The following is a 22,416-nucleotide window of genomic DNA, read 5'->3' as shown; positions in this document are numbered from 1 at the left end:
ATCCATTTTTGTATGTCTTATCGGCTGCTCCATGCGCCGTACGCAATCCGGTTACATCCAATCTTGCTCCTGCAGCTCAATCAGCTGGCGGAGCTCACCGTCCGACATTTCCGTCAGCCATGTTTCGCCTGACCCGACAACCTGCTCGGATAACGCCTTCTTCTGTTCGATCAGCTCGTCAATCCGCTCCTCCAGCGTTCCCTGAGAAATCAGCTTGTGCACCTGAACGTTACGGTGCTGCCCGATCCGGAATACACGGTCCGTCGCCTGATTCTCGACCGCCGGGTTCCACCACCGGTCATAGTGAAGCACATGGTTCGCGCGGGTCAAATTCAGGCCTACGCCCCCGGCTTTTAACGAGAGAACAAAGAACTCGGGCCCCTCGCCTGCCTGGAATGCCCGTACCATCTCATCCCGTTCCCGTTTAGGCACCCCTCCGTGAAGGAAATACGGCTCCTTCCCGTATTTACGTCCAAGCATGCTTACCAGCAGTTCACCCATGCCCACATACTGGGTAAAGATCAACGCCGATTCTCCGACATCTGCGATGTTGTCGAGAATTTCAAGCATACGCTCCATTTTGCCCGAGGACTCCGCACGCACCGCGCGTCCTTCGTCATGTCGAAGCAGCTGCGGATGATCGCATATTTGCTTCAGCTTGGTGAGGGACGAAAGCACGAGTCCCTTGCGGGCTATGCCCGACCGGCTCTCGATCTGCCCCATCATCTCATCGACAACCGCTTGGTACATCGCGCCTTGAACCTCGGTCAGCGGGCAATATGATTTCAATTCCAGCTTCTCCGGCAGATCCTTGCGGATATCCGGATCGCTCTTGAGTCTGCGCAGCATGAATGGAGATACCAGCTTATGAAGCTCACGGAATCTCTCCTGCTGCCCCTCTCCTGGCGCATAGCGCTGACGGAAGGTGTTAAAGGAGCCGAGATATCCCGGATTGAGAAAATGAAAGATCGACCACAGCTCCGCCAAACGGTTCTCCACCGGTGTTCCGGTCATGGCAATACGGTGAGGCGCGGATAATTTCATGACGCTCTGCGCTTGCTTCGTACGGTAATTCTTAATGTATTGTGCTTCGTCGAGCACCACACTCGACCACTGGATAGCGGATAAATCACCGCCGTCTCTTCCCGCCAAGTGATAGGTGGTCAGCACGATATCATGATTGGCCGCTTCCTGCAAAAAGTCTTCGCCACGCAGGCGTCGAACGCCATGGTGCACATGCAAGGTCAGATCCGGTGCAAATCGCTGAATTTCCCGCTGCCAGTTACCCAGAAGCGAGGTCGGGCAAATAATCAGCACCGGACCGCCAGTGGATTCCGTATTGAGACGCTCCAGCAGACAGGTGATGACCTGTACCGTTTTTCCAAGTCCCATATCGTCGGCAAGGCAAACACCAAATCCCAAATCGCGCATCACGCTTAGCCACTGATATCCCCGTTCCTGATACGGTCTCAGTTCGCCGTGAAGCGAGGAAGGAATCGGGCGGGATGGCAGCTTGCGGGACGTCTCTCCATCCAGTAAAGAAGATAGCAAACCCGTTGTCTCCACTTCTTCGATAAAGAGACCCTTCCACAGGCGTTCTCCATCCATATCAGCGCTAAGGTGCATCCATTCCGCAAGCTCCATCTCGCCCTTCTCATGGCGCTTCATGAACCGCAGCACTTGGTTGATCTCCTTCAGATCCACCTCAACCCATTCCCCGCGGAACTGGACATAGGGCAGATTCTGTTCGGCCAGAAACTTTAACTCTTCGCGCGTCAGGGATTGGCCTCCCATCGCTGCAGAGATCTGAAAGCTGACCAGATGCTCCATGCCTAACACCGACAGTCGATGCGCTTCACCGGATGATTTTGCATCCGGCATCATTTTGAGAGATAAGCCGACGCGGCGGCGCCCTTCCCTGCTCCATCGTGAAGGCATTTGGACCGTGACTCCGCTCGCCGTTAATTTCGGAACCGATTCCTTCATAAACGTGGACAAGCGGTCAAGCGATAGCGACACGCTCTCGGGAGCACGCCCGTACAAGCCTGCGGCCAGCTCCGGTGCCAGTTCTACCGCTTCTCCCAGCTTCATTAACAGCTGCAGCTGAATCCTAGAATACATCCGTCCACGGATCAGCTGATCGGATTCCGGATTTCCCCAAATGCTGCGGACTGGCATTGATAAGCCTTCGTCCTCCTGGCTTCGTACCCAGAAGGACACCTTCCAGTCCTTCTGGGTCTCGTCCAAAGGCGGCTCAAGCCGCAGCCCAAGTCCAACGGTTCCGTTCTCGGGAGGCTGATCCTCCCCGCTGGCATAAGGAAACGTTGTCCCTCCAACACGTTCAACAGCTTCCTCCAGCTCGCTAACTTCCTCAGCCGTCCCTTGAATGGGAATATCCCGACTGACGGTCAACAGGCTGTTCCACCACAGCTCGGCCAGGGGAGATTGTCCCCGCCGGTAATTCGCCAGATAGGTCCGAAGCTTATCCTCCGATTCACGGACAGCTGCCCGGGCCTGGCTGTCGATCACGCCGCACAGAAAAGAATACAGCACAATAGCCCCTGCTTCCTCACGGGTTGAAGGATCGAATCCGGCAAGAGCTGCGGGCGTCCCAATCGCAATGGGCGGGATATTCGCTGCCAGCTGCAAAAAGCGTGCTGTATCCTCGGCAGACAGCTGCGGCTTCCATACCGCTTTTATATTTTGCATCGTTGTCCGGCGCCTGCCCACGGAAGGCACCTCGGCTGTCCCCGGTGCAAACTTCCCTTGCAGGAGCAGCTCCAATGCAAATCTGCTCACTTGTACCCAATATTCCATTTCTTCACCGACGTTTAGTCCCTGATTCTGATAATACTCAGAATCCAGCGAGATCAGCAATTGAAATGCGTCTCCCGGTGTCAGAGCAAGCCCTTCCATCGTCCGTCCGCCAAGTGTCTTCCGTTCCGGACGCCGTGTGCTTTTCGATCCGAGGACTTTGGCCGGATATCTGAGCTCGGCAAGCCGGAGGGAAGCGTTAGCGAAGGGACGGGTTCCATCCGGTTTGCGAAAGGTACGGACCACGCGGCTCCAAGCATCCACTCTCGGTTCCGAAACCTCACCGGAAAAACAAAAGAATACGTCACCTAGCCATACGCCATAGAGCGGTTGATTCATCGTTGTCTCCCGTCTTTTCCTGCTTTATAGATATTATTACTATCTTATACGATAGCTTCAACATTTCAAAACGATGGCGAAATCGTTCCCACGCCAAAATAACGTCAACCTTTATCATACCATGTATTTACTATTTCGTTGTGATCTATGTATTGCAGAATTCTCCTATATAGGTTAATAAAATATCCCTATTCTTATGCAATCTCCGGTTACCCCCGGCAGGAAAATTCCAAATCTTTTTGTTTTTTTTTGCGACCCTTCTGCTGATCGACCGTATGTAGATCATACATTTAGAGTTCGGGAGGGTATTTTATTATGAGTTTTGTTGGCTTTGGTATCTTAGGGATTGTGACGTTATTACTGGGATTCTTCTTCTTCTTTCTTCACATTGCCGTCTGCGTATGGGGTTATAATGACGCCCGGCGAAAAGGCCGCAGCCCCGAATTTGCGATTCTGGTTGTGCTGGGCTTGTTGTTCTTCCCTATTGTCGGTCTCATTATTTATTTACTGATCCGAAATAATTATTAGTAATAACCATGCTCCGCTTCTTCTTCCCCTTGGGACGGGGCATACTTATCAACTATAAAGACGTTGCCCCAAAGCTAAGGTATGTGACGAACAAAAAGGTCGAAGACCAGCGCTCTAAATGAGTCTGTCTTCGACCTTTTATGATGCATGAATACATCGGGACTGTTTTCAAAAAGACGATATATCTTTGAGACAGCCCCTATTCACGTCAATGGATCATTTCGATGGTATAGCATGGTAGACGTCACCTTCGTGATTACTTCGCCTTCAAGCTTTCCCATGATTTCTGAATGCCTTCGAACAATTGGTTCTTGTCCACATTGCCAGCAACATAACCCTGCATCTGGCTGCCGAATTCATTCATACCGCCATCAGGGAATTTGTTGAACTCCCAGCTGAGCGCTTTGTTTTCTTTACTGTATTTCACGACATCGTTACCCAGATCGCCAAGCGTCTCGCTATTCGCCTCGATGCTGGTCAGTGCTGGGATGAACTTGAACTCTTCTGTAATATAACGTTTACCGGTCTCCGAAGTAACGAGCCAGTTCAGGAATTCCTTGGCTTCATCCTTCACCTTGGATTTGTTGTTCACGACCCAGTTGTTTGGCACACCGATCGGAAGCTTGTCATTCTCTTCGGCATTGTCATTGATCGGCATTGGCAGAAGGCCAATGTTCAGATCCGGATTGATGCCGTCGATTTGCACTTGCGTCCAGTTCCCGTTCTGGGTCATGGCTGCTTCACCGCTGGCAAAGGTCGTGATTTCCGTGTTGTAATCTGTCGTCAGCGGGTTCTTCTGACCGTACTGAACAGTAAGGTCGAACAGTCTCATCCATTCGTCGAATTTCGCGTTGCCTACCAGTTTCTCCGTACCTTCATTCATTCCTTTTACGAATGAACCCGGATCTTCCTGATGGGCGAATGGAATGTTCAACAAGTGGTTGGCCAAAATCCAGGTCTCTTGGTATCCATTAACGAATGGCGTAATGCCAGCCGCTTGCAGTTTTTTGGCCGCTTCCTCAAGCTCCGTAAGCGTCTTAGGAAGCTCGGTAATACCCGCTTTCTCAAACAAGTCTTTATTATAAATGAATCCATAACCCTCGATAGTCATCGGTTGTCCGTACAGTTTACCGTCTTTGGTCATAGGCTCTTTGGCAACGTCAACCACGTCCTTCACCCATGGCTGATCCGAGAGATCCTCGACATTCTCGAACCACGTTTCGAGATCGCGATATCCGCCAACGTTGAAAATGTCCGGCTCATCGCCGGAAGCGAACTTCGCTTTCAGCGCCGCGCCATAATCGGAGCCGCCGCCAACGGTTTGAATGTCCAGCTTAATGCCGGGATGTTCTTTTTCGTATTCAGCTTTCAGTTTATTCAGAGCCTCGGCGATTTCGACTTTAAATTGGAAAATCTTAATTGTTTTCGTTCCGCCTTCGGCACCACCTTCAGCGCCTTGATTGTCCTCACTCTTGCCGCCGCAGGCCGCAAGAAGCGTGGAGAAAGCCAGAACCATGACCAGGAGCAGCTTACCGTATTTCTTCATTGTGAATCCTCCCTTTTTTTCTATAAATTGTGTGCAGCATTCATTGATAGCGTTTTCTTTTTCAGTATAATCAACCTTTTTTCGTTAAATCAGGTATTATATTGATCTTTGAGGGGGAGGGAATTGACCGATTGACGGCTATCCCTTCACCGCTCCTTGCGTGATGCCTTCAATGATGTATTTCTGCATGGCCAGGAAGAAAATAATGACCGGCATGATCCCCAGCACCAGCGCCGGAAGAGCCAAATCCCACTGCTTCGTATACTGCCCAAAAAAGGCAAAAGTAGCAATTGGAATGGTCCGAAGCTCTGCGGACTGCAGGATCAAGGATGGTAGCAGATAGTCATTCCAGATCCACAGGGTGTTCAGGATGATGACTGTAACGAACATCGGCTTCATCAGCGGGAATACCACCCGGAAGAAGACGCCGTATCCGCTGGATCCATCTACAGTTGCGGCTTCTTCGATCTCCATCGGAATCGATTTCACGAACCCATGGAACAGGAATACGCTCAGCGGAACTCCAAAGCCCAAGTAACAGATAATAAGTCCATACAAGCTGTTGTTAATCCCAAGCGTTGCCGTCACTTTCACGAGCGGAATCATGATCGATTGGAACGGAATGACCATCGCCGCCACAAACAGCGCAAACATGATCTGGTTAAAACGCGTGTTCCGGCGAACCATCTGGTAGGCGGTCATGGCACTTAACATCGCCAGCAGCAGATTGCTCGCAACCGTAACGACCAGCGAGTTCCAGAACGCCTGCGGAAAGTTGGTGATATCCCACGCCCGCGAATAGTTGCTCCATTCAAGAGTGGTCGGAAGCCCTGCTGAGTCCGTCAACAGATCGCCGAAGGTTTTGACGGAGTTCACGAACAGGAAGTAGAACGGGACCAGGAAGAGCAAGGCTACGATGATCATGATGATCTCGGTGGCCATGGTGTTCAGCCGGTATTTTCTCGTGGTCTCCATTACGCCTCAACCTCCTTGCTCTTCGTGAATCGAACCTGCAGACTTGTTATGATGGCAACAACGATGAAGAAGATGACTGCCTTCGCCGTTCCGAGTCCGAGACGGTTATTCGTATAAGCCTCGTTGTAAATATTCATGGCCACCGACTCCGTGGAACCGAACGGCCCTCCTTTGGTCAGGGAAAGGTTCAAATCGAACATTTTGAAGGACCAGGAAATTGCCAGGAACAAACATACCGTAACCGCCGGCATGACAAGCGGGATAATAATGGACCGCAGGACCTGCCCTCTGCTCGCACCGTCAATTTCGGCAGCCTCCAGAATATCCTTCGGCACGTTGTTAAGTGAGGAGATGTAGATAACCATCAGGTAACCGGCCGTCTGCCAGACGAAAACGATTACAATTGCCCAGAAGGCAGTCCCCTTGGTGCCAAGCCACGGCAGGTTAAAGAATCCCAGGTTCGTGGCATTGCCGATCGCTGCAAACCCTTTGACAAAGATAAACTGCCAGATGAAACCGAGCAGCAAGCCGCCGATCACGTTTGGCATGAAGAAGATCGTCCGGAGGATGTTTCGCGTCTTAAGCGGCTTGGTCAGGAAGTAAGCCAGTAAAAATCCGAGCAGATTCGTCAGGATGACGCCAAGCACCGTAAACCGGGTTGTGAACCAGAAGGCATCACGGAATTTATCATCATTGGTAAAGATGGTAACAAAATTATCAAAGCCGACAAAGTCGATTTTGCTTGACACGCCATTCCAGTTCGTGAAGGAATAATAAAGACCCAGAAGGAACGGAATGATCATGATCAGGATGAAAAAAATAGTGGAAGGTCCCACGAAAAGAAACTGCTGCAGCAGCGCCGAAGATTTTTTTCGATTCATCCCTTGATCTCCCCTTTTCGTTTAAGTTGTTGTATGATGTACAGCCATTATGCGGTAACCTGTAAACAATAAACACGGAGAATCATGAACCGTTAGGTGTAAAATATTGACCATACGCGCTTATGCGCATTCGATAATCCAGGGGGTGATCCTTCATGAAATACCGCAGCATCCAGACCCGGCTGATCACGTTCATGCTCGCTGTCACTACCATTCCGCTCCTGCTCTCGCTATTCATTACGTTTACGCATACCCGCGAGTCCGTGAAGGAGCAGACGGTGAATGAAAATATACGGTTGATTTATCAAGGAGCGACCAATCTGATGAACTATTTGCACGGCATCGACCGCGCCTCCCTGTCCGTATATTCCGATCCCCATTTTCTGCGCAATCTTGCTCTGGATCCCGATAATCACCGGGTTGTAGCCGAGCTGTATACGACCTTGCAGGCCATTCAAACGGGTACGCAGGACGTGCATCAAATCTATCTGCACAATAATTTGACAGGACAGTCCACCCAAGTATCCAGCAATCTGCCTCGCAGGGAATTCCGGCAGGCGCCTTATCGCAAAATAGAAGAGTTCGGCACGGGCAATACGGCCATCGAACCAGTCCATCAGGTGCACAGTTACGGGTTCCCTCCGCGGCCTGCGGACATTCTGAATTTTGAAGTTTTCACCTTCTATCGATCCATCACCAACGTACCGTCACCCGATCAATATGCCCTTATGGCCATCGATGTGAAACTTGACAGTATTTTGGCTATTTGCGATCAGTTGTATGCTAAAGGGGAAGAACAGCTATACTTGATTGATGACAAGGGGAGCATCATCTACGGTCCGGATTCGCAGCAGAGAGGACAAATTCTGGACGACCCTGTGCTAATGGGCGAAATCGCTCAATCGGATAATGGATATTACGATGGCAAAGACGCGATGATTGTCTACGAGAAGCTTGATTTGCCTTACGCTCCCTGGACGCTTGTCAAACAAATCCCACATCAAACGCTGTACAAACATTCGACAGAACTAACGAGCATTAACGCGATTATTGCGATATTAGCACTGTTCATTGTCATATTCGGCACGCTATGGATATCCATTCGGATTACAAAACCCATTAAACAACTCACAAGCTATATGAATCAGGTGAAAACCGGGCGGCTTGACGTGGAAATTGAGGTTACAAGCCCGGATGAGATCGGGATTCTCTCCCGCCGCTTCCGAACCATGATGGACACCATCAACAACCTGATCCTGCGTGAGTACCGGCTGGAAATCGCCAATAAGACCAATCAGCTGAAGGCGCTCCAGGCTCAGATCGATCCGCATTTCCTATACAATTCGCTCCAGTCGATCGGTACCTTGGCCCTGCAGCACAATGTGCCGCGAATCTATTCCCTGCTCTCTTCGCTGGCGAATATGATGCGCTACAATATGCGCAACAGCGAGGGCAAAGTAACGCTCCAGGATGAGATCAACCATGTGCGGCTGTACCTTGAGCTGCAGAAGCAACGGTTCCGGGACCAACTGGACATCACATGGGATTTGGATCCGGAGAGCCTTACGGCTCCGGTTCCGAAAATGATCCTGCAGCCGATTGTCGAGAATTATTTCAAGCATGGCATGAATATACACCCCGGCGTCGGACATATATCCATATCTTCCCTCATCTCGGAAGATCGCCGCTTGATCGTCGTCGTTGAAAATAACGGGTCATCCATCGAAGAGGCCGAGCTCGCTTCGATTCGCAGCAAGCTTGCAACTGCTTACGGCCACCCTGACCGACACGATGCCGGCAATGATTCGATCGGGCTCTTAAACGTATTGATGCGTTTGAACTTATACTCCGACAACAAGGCCGGGTTAACGATAGAGAATGTAGTGCCACACGGCGTCAGGGTCACGCTCGATATCAACATATGGGAGAGTGAACAGTAAAATGAGAGTATTGATCGTAGATGACGAACAGCATGTGCGGGAGGCTATAGGGCTCCTGGCAGACTGGGAGCGGCATGGAATCACGGAAATCGATCAGGCCGCTGACGGTGAGGAAGCGGTGCGCTTAATCGAGGAAAACAAACCGCAAATTGTCATGACCGACATGCGAATGCCCCGCAAAAACGGACTGGAGCTGCTCACCTGGCTGCATAACACGAAACCGGATATTAAAGTGCTCGTCATTAGCGGATATGATGATTTTGAATATGTACGTCATACGATCCGTTCGGGAGGCATTGACTATATTCTCAAGCCCGTTGAACCGGACAGCTTGAACGAGGCGCTGACCAAAGCGGTTCAAACCTGGCAACTCGAGGAAGAGAAACGGCAGCAGATTACCAATCAGAATATCGAAATGAATCAGATGACCCCTTTCTATATGGACCGCCTGCTCTCGGATCTAGTTAACGGCTATGGCAACAAGGACAGCGTGGTTTCTCAATTGCGGAACCGGATGACGCTGCCAGTAACCAGCATGGTCTATAATGTTGCGGTGCTACGCGATGATCAATTTGACGAAGCTTTGCTGTCCAAATTCCGCAACAGGCGCCATCTGCTATCCTTCACGCTCATTAATATTTGCAATGAGCTGTTAATGGATCAGGGGGTTGCCTTTCGACATATCGACAAACCCGGGGAAATCATTATTCTTTGTTGGAATCCGCGGCTTCCCTTTAACGACGTACTGGATCGAATAAATGACGGGTTCTTCTCCACCCTTCGCAGGCGGAGCCATTTCGGTGCCGCCAAAGCAGGCGCCTTTCCCGACGATCTGCCGAAGGCTTATCTAAATGCCGTCCAAGCCTTATACAGCCGCAATTTATTAACCGGCAAATGCCGCATTCATCGCGAACGTGCCGTTGAAAGCGAAGCATCGCGCACCCTGCGGCTCTCCTCCTACGAGGAGAAATTCAAGCTGGCTGCACTCAGCGGGAGTAAGGAACGCATCGAGACAGCCACGGAAGAGTGGCTGCAGGATGTTCGCGAGAGGGATCTCGTATCGCCTGAGCATCTGGCAAGGTGGAATTCAGAATGGGACTGGATTCAGTATCACTGGACGGAAAATGAGGTAAACAGCACGCAAGAACCCGTCGAAGACGCTGAAATCTCGCAAGACCTTCCCTTCCCGCTTCCTTACAGCGAGGATGGCATGATCTGCTGGGATCGCTGGCGCGAACAGATCAGCGGAAGGCTTTATGCGGCATCCCGCGTTCTTACTCAGATTCATTCCAAGGACAATCATATCATTCATGACATTGCCCGCTATTTGGAGCAGCACTATCATGAGGAGATTTCCCTTCAGCAAATTGCGGGGAAGTTCTTTCTTAGCAGGGAATACATTTCGCGCAAATTCAAGCAGGAATTCGGCGTGACGCTATCGGATTTTCTCGGGCGGATTCGAATCGACAAGGCTAAAACGCTGCTGCTCAATCCCCAGATCCGGATCGCCCAAATCGCGGAGATGGTCGGTTACCAGGATGAGAAGTATTTCAGCAAAGTGTTCAAGAAGATGGAGGGGGTCACGCCCAACGAATACCGCAAGAAACATATGAGTTAAGTGAAGGGCCTGCGCCCCTTTCTTATCTGCTGGCTCGATATTCATTCTTTTGGGTATATTCTATATATTCCAGACTGATATCAGGAGGAGATTATATGTACCGCAACAACCCGTACCGCTGGTGGAATCTGCTGTTTTTCGCCGGGGTAATCGCCATGAATGTGTTATCAGGCATGCTGCCGCTTGGCGGTAGAACAACCGGGGAGATATCGGATATGTATTATACGGCGATCACCCCCGCAGGATATGCCTTTTCCATATGGTCCGTCATCTATGTGCTGCTGTTCTTTTTTGTCATCTACCAGCTGCGTCGTGATACCGGAAACCGCGATTCCGTAAGATCCATCGGACCATGGTTTATACTTAGCTGTGTATTTAATATGGCGTGGCTTGTATTATGGCACTATTTGTATATTGAATGGTCTGTCGTGATGATGTTCTTACTGCTGTTAACCCTGTGGGTTCTATATGTGCGTACGCATACGATAGATTATCCGACGTCAGGCGAGAAGTTCTGTCTGAAATTGCCGTTCAGCCTATATCTCGGCTGGGTGTGCCCTGCCTTTATCGTCAATGTCGGGATCGTGTTTCAGAAGAATGACTGGAGCCTCTTCGGCCTGCGCGAGACCACTTTGGGGATTGTGCTGCTCTGTATTGGTGCATTACTCGCCATATTGATCGGTCAACGTTACCGGGACAGCATCGTGCCGCTGGTCTTCACCTGGGCTTACATCGCCATCGCAGCCGAGCACCGGGAGACCGACAGCATCTTAATGACCGCCTTTGTACTCTCTATCGTCCTGCTTGTATATGCCATATGGCTCTTCTTTACGCGCAATCGGAGAAGATCCCGGTATTAAACCGAGTCCGGATCTTACGCAAAAGAGAAGTTTCTTGCTTTCGATTCGCTTCCTACTCGATCAAACGTAAATACTGTTGTTGATCTAATCCAAGGGGTTGAAAGGGTTCTATTCCATTGATCTCTGAATATCTCCTATAATCCCCTTGGATTGATGAACACCCAGATCTGTATTTGTCATGATTATGATCCCCTTCCCTGAATACGGCCGCATGGTCATCATGCATTGAAATCCTACACCCCATCCGAGTGATGAAACCTCAACCTCTTGATCAGACCCACCCAAAAAAACACCCAGCCCGGTCCATTCCTTGCTGAATTGAGGAGTAATCCATTCCTTCGCTCTGTCCTCGGATAACCCTATTCTGCTTCTGCCATTTAAAGAATCCATGAATTCAATCGCCAAGATGGCTAGATCGGATGGTGTGGTCCATAAACCGGATGCTGCCGCGTAGGGGTACATCGGATATTTGCCCTGAACTAACTCCCCGTTCTTGTGATGGCCGCATGATAACTGTCCGCTTATGGATTGGGAAATGGTCGGATTCAGTATACTGTCCTTCATATTTAACGGTTCAAATACCTGCTCCTTCATCAGCACCTGAAATGGCTTACGAGACACGTCTTCGATCAGCAATTGAATGATGCCAAAACCGGCATCCGAGTATGCAAATTCACTCCCGGGCTCATATGTGACACGAATCGCTTCATTGCAATATGGCGTCCTTCCCTCCAACAGTTCTACCATAGAGGGGAAACCATGCGCGGGGTCCCATTCGCCAAAGCTGCCTTCAGGATCCATGATTCCCGACTGATGGCACAATAATGTTCGAAGGGTCACTTTGCTATGCCGGGTGAATTCGTTCTCCGGAACTTTCCAGGTAGAGAGTTTAACATTAACATCTTCATCCAAATCCAGCAGCCCTTGACCAACCAGCTTCATAACGAGCATCGAGGTAACGAATTTACTGATCGAACAAGCGTTAAATATTGAATGTCCGGTTACTATGTTGCCGGTTCCAGCTTCCAAAGTGCCGTAGCCTTCTGCCACCCGAATATGACCTTCAGCAATCCGTGCCATGCTTAAACCGGATACCTGATATCGCTCCATCCATTCTCGAATATCCTTATTCATATTAGGCTCCATCCCCAAGGTATCCCCTCCCTATTATTAGTTTGACCTATATACTTGCTTCTCAGTGTATTATAGAACGTAAGTTCGCATTATTCAATGTGCACGATCTCCATTAAATATAAGAAAAACGTCTATCGACGTACTTTCTCAGAAGACAGACCGCATTTAGCGGAAGTTTTTCTTGCGAGATAAGGATGCTGAGCCTCGGATGTTTATACTTTCTTATCTCTTAAAAAAGGAGCTTTGCCAATGCAGGCAAAGCTCCCTTTTACATGTGATAATATCGCTTATTGCTTAACGGCGATGACCTCAATCTCAACCAGTCCGTCCTTCGGCAATCGAGCAACCTCAACGGCGCTGCGTGCCGGGTATGGCTCGGAGAAAAAGCTGCCGTACACTTCGTTCACCGCTGCGAAATCGTTCATATCCTTCAAAAACACGGTGGTTTTCACCACGTGGTCGAGGCTTGTCCCGGCTGCTTCAAGGATCGCCTTTACGTTACTGAGCGACAGCTTCGCTTGCTCCTGAACCCCTTCACCGAATTCCCCTGTTTCCGGATTCAATCCCAGTTGGCCTGAAGTATACACAAATCCGTTGATTTCTACAGCTTGGCTGTATGGTCCGATAGCTCCCGGGGCTTTGTTGGTCGATATGATATGTTTACTCATGTTTTGTCACCCTTTCTATGTATTCCTATCTGTGTACATTGTAATCTGCTACGGGTACTCTGGCAAATTTAATCAGCGGCCTCGCCGAGAACATGGATGACTTCATTGGTGTATACATGATGGCCTTTCATATCCGTTAAGCCGATATTCACCATCGACTTGGCTACTTTCCGCGCTGGTATGGCCCGGTATGGAGCCAGCTTCGGACCTTTGAAGGCAAAGTCGAGGGAAGTCATGAGAACCGATGCCACCCGCTCTCCAAACCGCCGCTCTGGCCGCTCGCCCAGCAATAATGATGGTCTGAACAGATGCAGCCCCCGAAAACCGATCCCGGCCAGCTTTTCTTCAACCTCTCCCTTGGTCCGAAGATAGAAATTACGCACCTTCGGATTGGCGCCTGCGGAGCTGACCGCCATAAATTGTCTCACCCCTTGCCGCTTAGCCAATTCCGCTGTCTTGATGACATAATCCACATCCACTTTACGGAACTGCTGCTGGGAACCGGCCTTTTTGATCGTTGTTCCCAGGCAGCAGTACACGCTATGGACGCCGGAAAAAGCTTCGCTGTATCGATCCAGCTGATCCCATTCCACCAGGATGGGCAACAACTTGGGATGCGCAACATCAGGAATTCTGCGTACCAGCACGCGGACCTCTTCAAGCTCCTCGCGGCCCAGCAGTTCTTCGGTTACCATACGACCCACAAGCCCCGTGGCCCCGACTACGAGTGCAACCATTCCACCTCACACCCTCCCTCAATTCATGATATGAACTATGAATGACATGAAAAACGCCTGCAGCCTGCCGCTCTTCTAAGCAGCACGAAGCACTCTCCGCCCCACCGTCAAAGCAATGAGCACCATCAGCATACCCACTGCGGTTTGAAAACCATATCGGGCTACCCAGTCCGGTGCATCTGCGATCCCTTTGAATATGAATCCTCCCAGCACGGGACCCAGAAAAGAGGTAAACCCCGTGATGGCGGAGTATACGGCGATAAACATCGGTCGTTCGCTTTTCGGCGTATCCCCGATCATAAAGTTAAAGGCAAGCTGGTTAAAGCCGCCTACTCCGGCACCAAGCAGCATGTGCGACAGCAGCAGCACCGGTATGACGGGCAGGACGGACAGCAAGCCCCATGCCAAGCATGACCCCGCAATCAGCGGCAATGTCCAGTAGAGCAAGGTTCTGTTGCGGAAGCGCGCATTCAAATTTCCCCATACATAGAAACCGATCATCATGATCACGGTCTGCGCAACCGTCATGACGGATACCACCGAATACGAAATATGCAGGACATCCAGCATGGCATACGAATAGAGTGGCACAATCAGCGTCTGCAGAAAGAGCCAGCCCGCCAGAAACAGCGTAGATTTGATAAACGCGGTATCCGACAGCGGCTTTCGGATCATCGCCTTAAACTGACGCTCGCTCGAGTGCTCGAAGGGAGGGTCAGGGTACAAAAAGAATAAGGATAAATTCGCCGCGATGGCGATCCAAGAAATGATAAACAGAATAAGGAAGCCCCCGCCGCCGGGGACACGATCCAGGATCACCCCGCCAACAAACAGGGTCAGGGCGCCAAGCGCATTCAAGATGGTATTGCGTATGCCAAAATAACGTCCCCGGACCTTGGACGGCACCATATCGCTGATCAGCGAGGTCCAGAGCATACCGGATACGGTATTGGCAATAAAGGCGGCCATATAGAGGATCATAAACACCGGGATCCACCATCGTTCCGGGAAGATAAACGGAATAATGCCCGTCGCACCCCACAAAATGCGGTGCATAAAAGTGAACACAATCATCGCCTTCTTACGGTATTGCAGGCGCTGGATCAGGTACGCAACCAGAATCTGAAGCACGTTGAACAGTGTTGTGACGGCTAGAACAAACCCGACCTCACTGGATTCCGCACCTAAGTACAACAAGTACCCTGTCAAGAAGGGACCGCCCAGCAGCGTCTGCAAAATGATCGCCGGCACCCCTTCCCATGTAGCCGTCATCAAATGTTTGCGTTGGTGCGAAACCTGTTTGCGCGGCTTGTGAATAACCTGGACAGCCTTGATGGTGATACACTCCTTCGATGACTTCAAATGGGCTGATCAAACTTCCTTTTGACCTCATTCTACACCGCATCGTACCCAAGTCAATATGACTTTTTAAATATAAAACTCACATGAATTTCTCATGGCGCATGACCTGGACATCCAAGCTTAAAAAGACAAAAAAAGAGCGCAAATCAGGCTCGATTTGCACTCTTTCTCCAAGCGGTTATGAAGCTGGTCAGCGGTTTCCACTCCCTGCGGAGCCAGCCGGAGGACTCGGCAGTTTCCTCCGCCATAAGCCCCGCGGTGGACACTGACGCCTGCTGACTGTCTGTGACAGGAAGAACTTCATTCATCATCTCATAGTATCCCAAATGATAGGTGCTGACCATGTCTCCGTGTAAGGTAAACACCTTGCCGTCACGAATATCGATCACCTTGCCGGTCACAACCCGGGATTCCAACATGATTCGTTCTGCCTCCCTTATCGTCCTCAAGACTAGTCGCGGTATCTTGAACTCCAATCCGTATATTCACGCTCCGCCGCATCCTTCGTATGCCCGTAACGTTCCTGCAGCTTGCCAACCAATTTATCTTTCTCGCCGTCGATCACATCAAGATCGTCATCCGTCAATTTGCCCCATTGCTTCTTCGCTTCACCCTTCATCTGTTTCCATTTCCCTTTAAATACGTTGCTATCCATAAATATCAGCTCCTCTTAGAGTAATGTAATGAATGATGAAATGTAGAATTGCCTGTACTTGTGTATACCCCTTAGAAGTTTCTCTGAATCCTGGCCTTGAACTGACCCTCAAGAGTCCACATTCAAAAAAAGCCGCCGCCATAGATCTCAATAGATCCATGGGGCCGCTTTATTTGCGCCTGCATATCCAATTTCCTATTACTAGAAGCAGGATTAAACTGCCCGATCATCCCTTCAGTTTAATGACCGCTCCCTCCCTTTCCCTCTCCTTGTCCTTTTCCTCCTCTTTATCTTCGCCAACCAGCTCTCTAGCAGAGGCTTTGAATTCAGACAACGTGCGGCCAACCGCCCGGCCAAGCTCCGGCAGCTTGGAAGGCCCGAACAGAATGAGCACGACAATCAAAATCATCATCAACCCGACAAATCCGACATTTTGGAACATAAAGACCCAACTCCTTTATTAAGTGATGGTGATTGTCTTTTTGGAAACGAAGCCGCTTTGGACCGGCCTGTTTCATGGAATCATAATGACTTACTTCTTCTTATCCTTGCTCGGGTACACGGCGACGGCCTCAATCTCAATCAACCAATCGGCATTCACGAGGCTGGCTACTCCCACTGTGGAACGCGCAGGCTTAACCGGATTCTCCTTCGTATTGAAAAATTGGGCGTAAGCATCAAACCAGCCAGTATAATCAAAGGTTCCGTTGTTGGCTGCATCCGGGGTCAGGTACACTCTCAAATAAACGACATCCTTCATCGTCAGTCCCTGCTCCTTCAGCTGCTTCTCGATTTCCTTCAAAATGCCGATCCCCTGGGCTTTGGTATCGCCATAGCGCTCATAGACTGTCTTGCCGTCCTTGTTCAGCAAGGGCGGAACCGTCCCGCTTGTAAAGAGGTAGGAAGCCCCTTCGGGTACGATTACTCCGCTGGAAATAGAGGATGTAGGACTGCCGTAAAATTTCGGGGCGGGTGTAGCTTTGGACGGTTTCTTATAGGCAGAAGAACTGTCGGCATACGCGGTTACGCTCACGGCACTGAACAGCAGGGCCAGCGCCAGGATCGTCTTCAATTTATTATTCATTGGAATCGTCTCCCTTCTATTTATGCTTTCATCACGCGCTGATGGATATCAGTTACGACCTCGCGGGCGGACTCAATGGCGCCTGCCTGCCAGGCCGTAATGTAGCTGATGTGCTCCCCTGCCAAGTAGATGCGGTTATCCGGCTTGCAGAGGGTGGGGTAATAGGTCTTCCTATCGTTAGCGGAATAGGATACCCAGCCTCCCTCCTGGTATTTGGTCTTCTTCCAGTCGATAGAGAAGGACGCCTCAAACTCCTTCGGATACTGCGGATGGATTTTGGCGCCTTGCGTCAACGCAAGCTTCTCGCGCTCGGCATACGACATGCCGCCGAGTTTATCGGCGATGCCTCCATAAGCATAATAGCCGAGCAGGATCCCCTTCTTCCCAAAATAATCTGTCGGCGGGTAGTAGATTTGCGTAATGTCCATATTCGTCAAACTGCTGCCGCCGTACAAATACTCGTCTTCTTCCCAGAAACGCCGCTTGAACTGCAAGCCGATTTTACCTGCGGAGGCGTAGCCGACGCTGCTGATCGCTTTGGACATTTCCGGCGAGAAGTCGGCCGGGATCTTCTTCAATACTGTCAGCGGTATGGTGCAGATGCAGTAGTCGCCGCGGATTTCCTGCTCTCTGCCGGAATGGCCGTCCGTGTACACAATCCGCACACCGGAAGAGGACTGGCGAATCTCCTTCACCTCTGCCCGGTACTTGATCCGGTTGCCGATTTTTTTCTCAAATGCCGTGACGATCGCATCCATACCGCCGACCGGATGAAACATCATCATTTGCTGGTCGTAACCGTATTCGTTGCTGAAATATTTGCCGAAGCCGGAATTGATGATAGCCTTCAGATCGAATGGATCCCGGAGCACACCGGCATCCAGGCGGCTTCCCGGTTCATCCTTATATCCTCCGCGCTCCGACCCCTTATAGAACAGGTCCGGATTCAGATCTCCTTCGGCCTTCAGATAATCGACCAGCTTCAGCTTCTCTTCCGCCGTTAGCGGCAGATCCAGCGCATTTTGATTCACGGCTTTGGCCAGCATCTCGGCCACGTAACCGCGCACATCGGCCTTGGCTGCACGCTTGGGGACGCGCTGCCCGGATAAAGCCCCTACATTCTCGTTATAGTAATAGCCGCTCTCATTCACATTGTTAAATGGCTCGATGGCTACGCCAAATTTCTTGCAATAATCCAGCGTGACGTGAAATTGCGGGATCCGCATCGGGCCTGCATTGAAATACAGTCCGTTATCAAAGCGGGAAGTCTGTCGGCCGGATCCGATCTCTGCTACGGAGGTTCCTTTGCGGATCGTCCAGTTTCGCCCACCGGCAAAGCTCTTCGCTTCCAATATCGTACAGTCGTAACCTGCAAGACCGAGCTCATACGCTGCCGTCAGACCCGCGATCCCTGCGCCGAGAATAACAATCTTCTTGCCGCCCCGGCCGCTTAGATTCAGGTCATTCTTTCCGGGAGGCGTATATTCCGCTGCTTTCAACGTTTCCGGCGTAAGGAGCCCCATCGTACCCATCAAGCTGAAGACGGCGACAGATCCACCCACCTTGCCAACGGACGTCAGAAATTGTCTTCGGGTCATCTCTTTTGGTTGTTCTTTTGTAGCCACCTCGTTCACTCCTTCGCTAGTTTGGTATTGGATTCATGAGCCGATCTTAGCAGAGAAAACAAGTTTTGACTTAAATTTTGTTAGGTTTTCTTACATAGTTTTTTTCATTTTGAAAAATGATTGCTTTTTCACCTCATTTTTCATAAAATCATGTCATAAATCCTTCCAAACAAAATGAATCCGCCCAAATTATTGCCGTTTTATCTTCTTCGGTTTTAATCCCAAACCATTAACAGTAGCTAAGGGTTAACTATACTTACATAGGAGGTAAAGATCATGGAGAGTAAAGTGATGAGTATTGGGGTTGTTTGCGAACTGACCGGCTTGACGGAACGGCAAATTCGGTATTACGAGGAACGGAAGCTTATATTTCCGGAGCGTACGAAGGGAGGAAATCGTCGATATTCTTTTGAGGATGTGAAAAGCATCCGGGAAATCCATCAAAAAATGCAGGAGGGATTTAATACATTTGAACTGAAGGAATTAAACAAAACGAAAAAACAGCGCTGCACGCCCATCCTCCGATAATGAAAAAAGGAGTGAACAAGACTATGGAGTTCAAGAATACGATGACGATGCTGGAGCACATCGTCGAGCTAAGGAAGCGGATCCTTCAGGTGGCCGCCGTCTTCATTCTGAGCATGGCTGTTGGCCTGATTGCCGCCCCCCATGTGTTATCCGTATTGAAACATCACTCACCGGCCTTTCAGGTAACCTGGAACGTGTTCTCGCCTTGGGACGGACTTCGCATCTATATGAGCATAAGCATCGTATTATCGCTGCTTCCTACCCTGCCGTTTGCCCTTTATCAAATATGGCTGTTCGTCAATCAGGGGCTGAACAACCGCGAGCAGAGAGCAGCTCTCCGGTTTATCCCCTTGTCCGCGTTGTGCTTTATCGTAGGGGTTAGTTTCGCGTATTTTGTCGTTTTCCCGATGAGTCTTGCCTTTACGACAGGAATCAACAGTCAAATGGACCTCGTGGAGACTTACGGTGTATCCCAGTATTTCGGGTTCATGTTCAATATCGTCATCCCGCTGTCCCTTGCCTTCGAGCTTCCCGTCGTCGTCCTGTTTCTAACGCAAATAGGAATATTAAGCCCGGCTATTCTGCACACGATGAGACGGTATGCCTATGTCGTTCTGGTGATAGTTGCAGCACTAATCTCGCCGCCTGATCTCGTATCCCACCTGATGGTTGCCATCCCGCTCATCGGTCTGTATGAGATCAGCACATGGCTGGCAAGCTGGATGCATCGCAAGCAGAAGCATGTGGAGCATGAAGAAAGCAATGAAATCGATACGGCTCACCAGATGATATGAAAATTGTATTTCATTCATCCCTAGCCAACTGGCAGAAGCAGTATGGAAATCGCAACACTTGCCTGGCTGCCCTGGGGTCCAGTGATATGTTAACGACAGTCACACAAAAAAGAGGCCGTTTACCTGCAAGGTACGGTCTCCTTCTTATTCTTCCTATTCCACAGAACTAGCTGCGATTCCCTGCTTGTCACCTCTAGCGGATCGTAATGACCTTCTTCTCCGCTTTCATATATTTAACGAACATGCCCGCATAATCGGGATCCCACTGGGTTCCCCTACCGGCTTCCAGTATGTTCAAGGCATCAACGGATTTCATGCCGCTGCGGTAGGGCCGATCCGACGTCATGGCATCATAGGCATCGGCAACAGCAATAATCCGGCCAAACAGCGGGATTTCCTTCCCCTTCAACCCATCAGGATATCCGCCCCCGTCATAACGCTCATGATGGGATCGCACTCCCTCCAGATAAGGCGCCATCGCATCGGCAGGCTCGATCTGCAGCAGAATGTTCTCTCCTTGAGCCGGGTGGGCCTTTACCTGATCGAACTCCTCTGCCGTCAGCTTTCCTTCCTTCAGCAAAATGTTGTCCCGGACCCCGATTTTACCGATATCATGCAGCAATGCCGTCTTGTGCAAAAGATCAACCTGCACTTCGCTGAGTCCCGCCAGTTGGCCGATTAATACCGAGTATTCCGCCACCCGAAGCGAATGTCCTGCTGTGTAAGGATCTCTGGCATCCAGCGCCGCTGCCAGGGCAGCAAAGTAGCTGTCCAGCAGCTTGCGGTTCCGCTCCTCCCGCACCTGCAGACCGCGAACCATCATATTGAAACCAGCGATCAAATTGGAAAATTCATCGGAATAGAGATTGGAGGTCTGGATCAGACGTCCTTCCTTAATCTCATTCATCGCCCGGTACAGCTGCCGGATCGGCCGCTGTAAATCCTGGGTCAAGAGCCAAGCGCCGATATAAGCAAAACCGACACCCAGCAGCAATATAAATCCCGCCCAACCCCAGTACTGCTGAGCTACAATCTGACTGAGCCCCTCCAGGCGGATCTGCACCGCTAGACTGAACAGAAACAGCGGAAAGGTGCCGATCAGCATCGTGCTCAGCAGAAACTTCGTCCGAATCGCCATGAATACATGGCCCTCAAGGGAAAAATCCACGCCATATCGCGACAACGCCTGCCGCCGGATCTCCTTGATCAGCGGACGGATAGCAGCAATCGTCAGGAAGAATTCGATCATGGCATGACAGCTGGCTAGCAAGACCGCCCCCAGGCAAGCCAGCCATATATAGAACGGCGGAAAATTCAGTTTTCCCTGCTCCATCATCCAAACCGTAAGCAGTATAGCCGGAAGTGACAAACCGAGCAGATGAGGTCCGAATATGCGGTATACCACCATACGCGGCATGCGGTGTATACTCAAATATGCTTTTTCCAACGTTTCCAAATCCGTATGGCCTTCATCAAAGCCCGCGTGAATCGGTCGTAAATACCGAAGAAAGACGGTCAGCTCCGACGCCATCATCACCATGAACGAAATAGCCAGTATGACCACAAGACGCGCGCCTTCCTCAAAAGGAATTTCCAGAGTTGTTACCATTAATACGCCACCCACAACAAGCACAGCTGCAATGGACCCGATCATATAGTTCCGGATTAGCTGTTTAAGAAAAGACTTATACAGTTGCATGGAACGCCTACTTTCATTAACAGATAATAAACATCGGCAAGGCAGGTGTGAATCCGAACGTATTCGACATGATGCTACAAGCTTAAGAGCCCAACAGCAGAATTTGCAAGAAAAAACTGTTAATATGAATATCGTTGGATTTCCAGAAAAAATCAAGCGTTTTTGCATAACATTCTAATATACATTTGAATATCTTTGCTTATTGCGAGCACCTGTGCTATAATAAGTAATTGTTACATGAAGTTTAACCCCGTTAGTTCCTCGAAACATGGTTATTTACATCTCTGTTGAAGTGCAAATTCCTATTTTATGACCCTAGAGTATGAGTTTTATGGAACGGATTTCTGATTCACACTGGCGCGGTCATCGGAGCCGCAAGGACGAAAGAGAGGCAGGGCTTTTGTCGTTTTAGAAGCAAAGATTCTTGAAAATACTTCAAATACGGAACCGACTGTACAGCCGTTATCGGCCGTCAGGGGTTAAATTTTATATGTGCTTTTTAGCGCTCAATCAAGGACTCGGCCTTTGGCCGGGTCCTTTTCCATGTTACGCTGCCCTTTCGTGTGTCGAATCCCAAAAGACCAGTGACAGCCGCCTAAACGGCTGCATATGATACCGGAGACGATCAG

General features: G+C 50.1%; 20 protein-coding genes. 6 read left to right on the top strand and 14 right to left on the bottom strand.

Translation table 11 applies throughout. From position 1 onward, the window contains the following. Positions 1 to 51: 51 nt before the first annotated feature. Positions 52 to 3,153: a DEAD/DEAH box helicase gene (locus MHH48_RS03825; protein ID WP_076326014.1), complete on the bottom strand. Its 3,102-nt coding sequence runs from the start codon at positions 3,151 to 3,153 to the stop codon at positions 52 to 54. A 315-nt stretch (positions 3,154 to 3,468) separates the two neighbouring features. Between MHH48_RS03825 and MHH48_RS03820 the strand changes: the two genes are divergently transcribed. After that, entirely contained in the window at positions 3,469 to 3,681 is a 213-nt protein-coding gene (locus tag MHH48_RS03820) for a PLDc N-terminal domain-containing protein (RefSeq protein WP_076326015.1), read from the top strand. 256 nt (positions 3,682 to 3,937) lie between these two features. On the opposite strand, the gene MHH48_RS03815 is transcribed toward MHH48_RS03820, so the two are convergent. The 3 genes from MHH48_RS03815 to MHH48_RS03805 form a co-directional block, all read right to left on the bottom strand. Further along, a complete protein-coding gene (locus tag MHH48_RS03815) occupies positions 3,938 to 5,227 on the bottom strand; it encodes an ABC transporter substrate-binding protein (protein ID WP_076326016.1) in 1,290 nt (429 codons plus the stop codon). 138 nt (positions 5,228 to 5,365) lie between these two features. After that, positions 5,366 to 6,202, bottom strand: coding sequence for a carbohydrate ABC transporter permease (locus MHH48_RS03810; protein WP_076326017.1), 837 nt, complete (start codon positions 6,200 to 6,202; stop codon positions 5,366 to 5,368). Continuing rightward, positions 6,202 to 7,083, bottom strand: coding sequence for a sugar ABC transporter permease (locus MHH48_RS03805; RefSeq protein WP_076326018.1), 882 nt, complete (start codon positions 7,081 to 7,083; stop codon positions 6,202 to 6,204). The genes MHH48_RS03810 and MHH48_RS03805 overlap by 1 nt, the downstream gene beginning before the upstream one ends. A gap of 155 nt (positions 7,084 to 7,238) precedes the next feature. Between MHH48_RS03805 and MHH48_RS03800 the strand changes: the two genes are divergently transcribed. From MHH48_RS03800 to MHH48_RS03790, 3 genes are all read left to right on the top strand, one after another. Next, complete coding sequence (locus MHH48_RS03800) at positions 7,239 to 9,023, top strand: sensor histidine kinase (RefSeq protein WP_076326019.1); 1,785 nt, start codon at positions 7,239 to 7,241, stop codon at positions 9,021 to 9,023. A 1-nt stretch (position 9,024) separates the two neighbouring features. Beyond that, on the top strand, positions 9,025 to 10,641 hold the full coding sequence (locus tag MHH48_RS03795) for a response regulator (protein WP_076326020.1): 1,617 nt from the start codon (positions 9,025 to 9,027) through the stop codon (positions 10,639 to 10,641). Positions 10,642 to 10,736: 95 nt separating this feature from the next. Then, complete coding sequence (locus tag MHH48_RS03790) at positions 10,737 to 11,501, top strand: tryptophan-rich sensory protein (RefSeq protein WP_076326021.1); 765 nt, start codon at positions 10,737 to 10,739, stop codon at positions 11,499 to 11,501. A gap of 108 nt (positions 11,502 to 11,609) precedes the next feature. Here the strand turns inward: MHH48_RS03790 and MHH48_RS03785 are convergent, their stop codons facing one another. From MHH48_RS03785 to MHH48_RS03745, 9 genes are all read right to left on the bottom strand, one after another. Then, positions 11,610 to 12,647, bottom strand: coding sequence for a serine hydrolase domain-containing protein (locus tag MHH48_RS03785; RefSeq protein ID WP_076326044.1), 1,038 nt, complete (start codon positions 12,645 to 12,647; stop codon positions 11,610 to 11,612). A gap of 275 nt (positions 12,648 to 12,922) precedes the next feature. Then, a complete protein-coding gene (locus MHH48_RS03780) occupies positions 12,923 to 13,303 on the bottom strand; it encodes a RidA family protein (protein ID WP_076326022.1) in 381 nt (126 codons plus the stop codon). Positions 13,304 to 13,371: 68 nt separating this feature from the next. Beyond that, positions 13,372 to 14,040 (bottom strand): NAD(P)H-binding protein, encoded by a 669-nt coding sequence (locus tag MHH48_RS03775; protein WP_076326023.1) that lies wholly within the window; start codon positions 14,038 to 14,040, stop codon positions 13,372 to 13,374. A 75-nt stretch (positions 14,041 to 14,115) separates the two neighbouring features. Beyond that, positions 14,116 to 15,402: an MFS transporter gene (locus tag MHH48_RS03770; protein WP_076326024.1), complete on the bottom strand. Its 1,287-nt coding sequence runs from the start codon at positions 15,400 to 15,402 to the stop codon at positions 14,116 to 14,118. A 146-nt stretch (positions 15,403 to 15,548) separates the two neighbouring features. After that, on the bottom strand, positions 15,549 to 15,821 hold the full coding sequence (locus tag MHH48_RS03765) for a hypothetical protein (RefSeq protein WP_076326025.1): 273 nt from the start codon (positions 15,819 to 15,821) through the stop codon (positions 15,549 to 15,551). A gap of 32 nt (positions 15,822 to 15,853) precedes the next feature. Next, positions 15,854 to 16,057 (bottom strand): CsbD family protein, encoded by a 204-nt coding sequence (locus MHH48_RS03760; RefSeq protein WP_076326026.1) that lies wholly within the window; start codon positions 16,055 to 16,057, stop codon positions 15,854 to 15,856. A 226-nt stretch (positions 16,058 to 16,283) separates the two neighbouring features. After that, complete coding sequence (locus MHH48_RS03755; RefSeq protein ID WP_012818889.1) at positions 16,284 to 16,499, bottom strand: twin-arginine translocase TatA/TatE family subunit; 216 nt, start codon at positions 16,497 to 16,499, stop codon at positions 16,284 to 16,286. Between the two features lie 90 nt (positions 16,500 to 16,589). Beyond that, positions 16,590 to 17,141 carry a RidA family protein gene (locus MHH48_RS03750; protein ID WP_076326027.1) on the bottom strand — a complete coding sequence of 184 codons (552 nt, stop codon included), beginning with the start codon at positions 17,139 to 17,141 and terminating at the stop codon, positions 16,590 to 16,592. Positions 17,142 to 17,161: 20 nt separating this feature from the next. Next, a complete protein-coding gene (locus MHH48_RS03745) occupies positions 17,162 to 18,766 on the bottom strand; it encodes a flavin monoamine oxidase family protein (RefSeq protein WP_083659830.1) in 1,605 nt (534 codons plus the stop codon). Positions 18,767 to 19,042: 276 nt separating this feature from the next. On the opposite strand from MHH48_RS03745, the gene MHH48_RS03740 reads away from it, so the two are divergent. Together MHH48_RS03740 and tatC are read left to right on the top strand one after the other, a co-directional pair. Further along, entirely contained in the window at positions 19,043 to 19,294 is a 252-nt protein-coding gene (locus MHH48_RS03740) for a MerR family transcriptional regulator (protein ID WP_076326028.1), read from the top strand. Between the two features lie 23 nt (positions 19,295 to 19,317). Then, positions 19,318 to 20,088, top strand: coding sequence for a twin-arginine translocase subunit TatC (gene tatC, locus MHH48_RS03735; protein WP_076326029.1), 771 nt, complete (start codon positions 19,318 to 19,320; stop codon positions 20,086 to 20,088). Positions 20,089 to 20,281: 193 nt separating this feature from the next. On the opposite strand, the gene MHH48_RS03730 is transcribed toward tatC, so the two are convergent. Next, positions 20,282 to 21,787, bottom strand: a complete 1,506-nt coding sequence (locus MHH48_RS03730) for an HD domain-containing phosphohydrolase (protein ID WP_076326030.1) — start codon at positions 21,785 to 21,787, stop codon at positions 20,282 to 20,284. Positions 21,788 to 22,416 lie beyond the last annotated feature (629 nt).

The sequence above is a fragment of the Paenibacillus sp. FSL F4-0100 genome, from assembly GCF_037993005.1.
GTDB lineage: Bacteria > Bacillota > Bacilli > Paenibacillales > Paenibacillaceae > Paenibacillus_AQ.
This window is presented reverse-complemented; position numbering and strand designations above follow the sequence as displayed.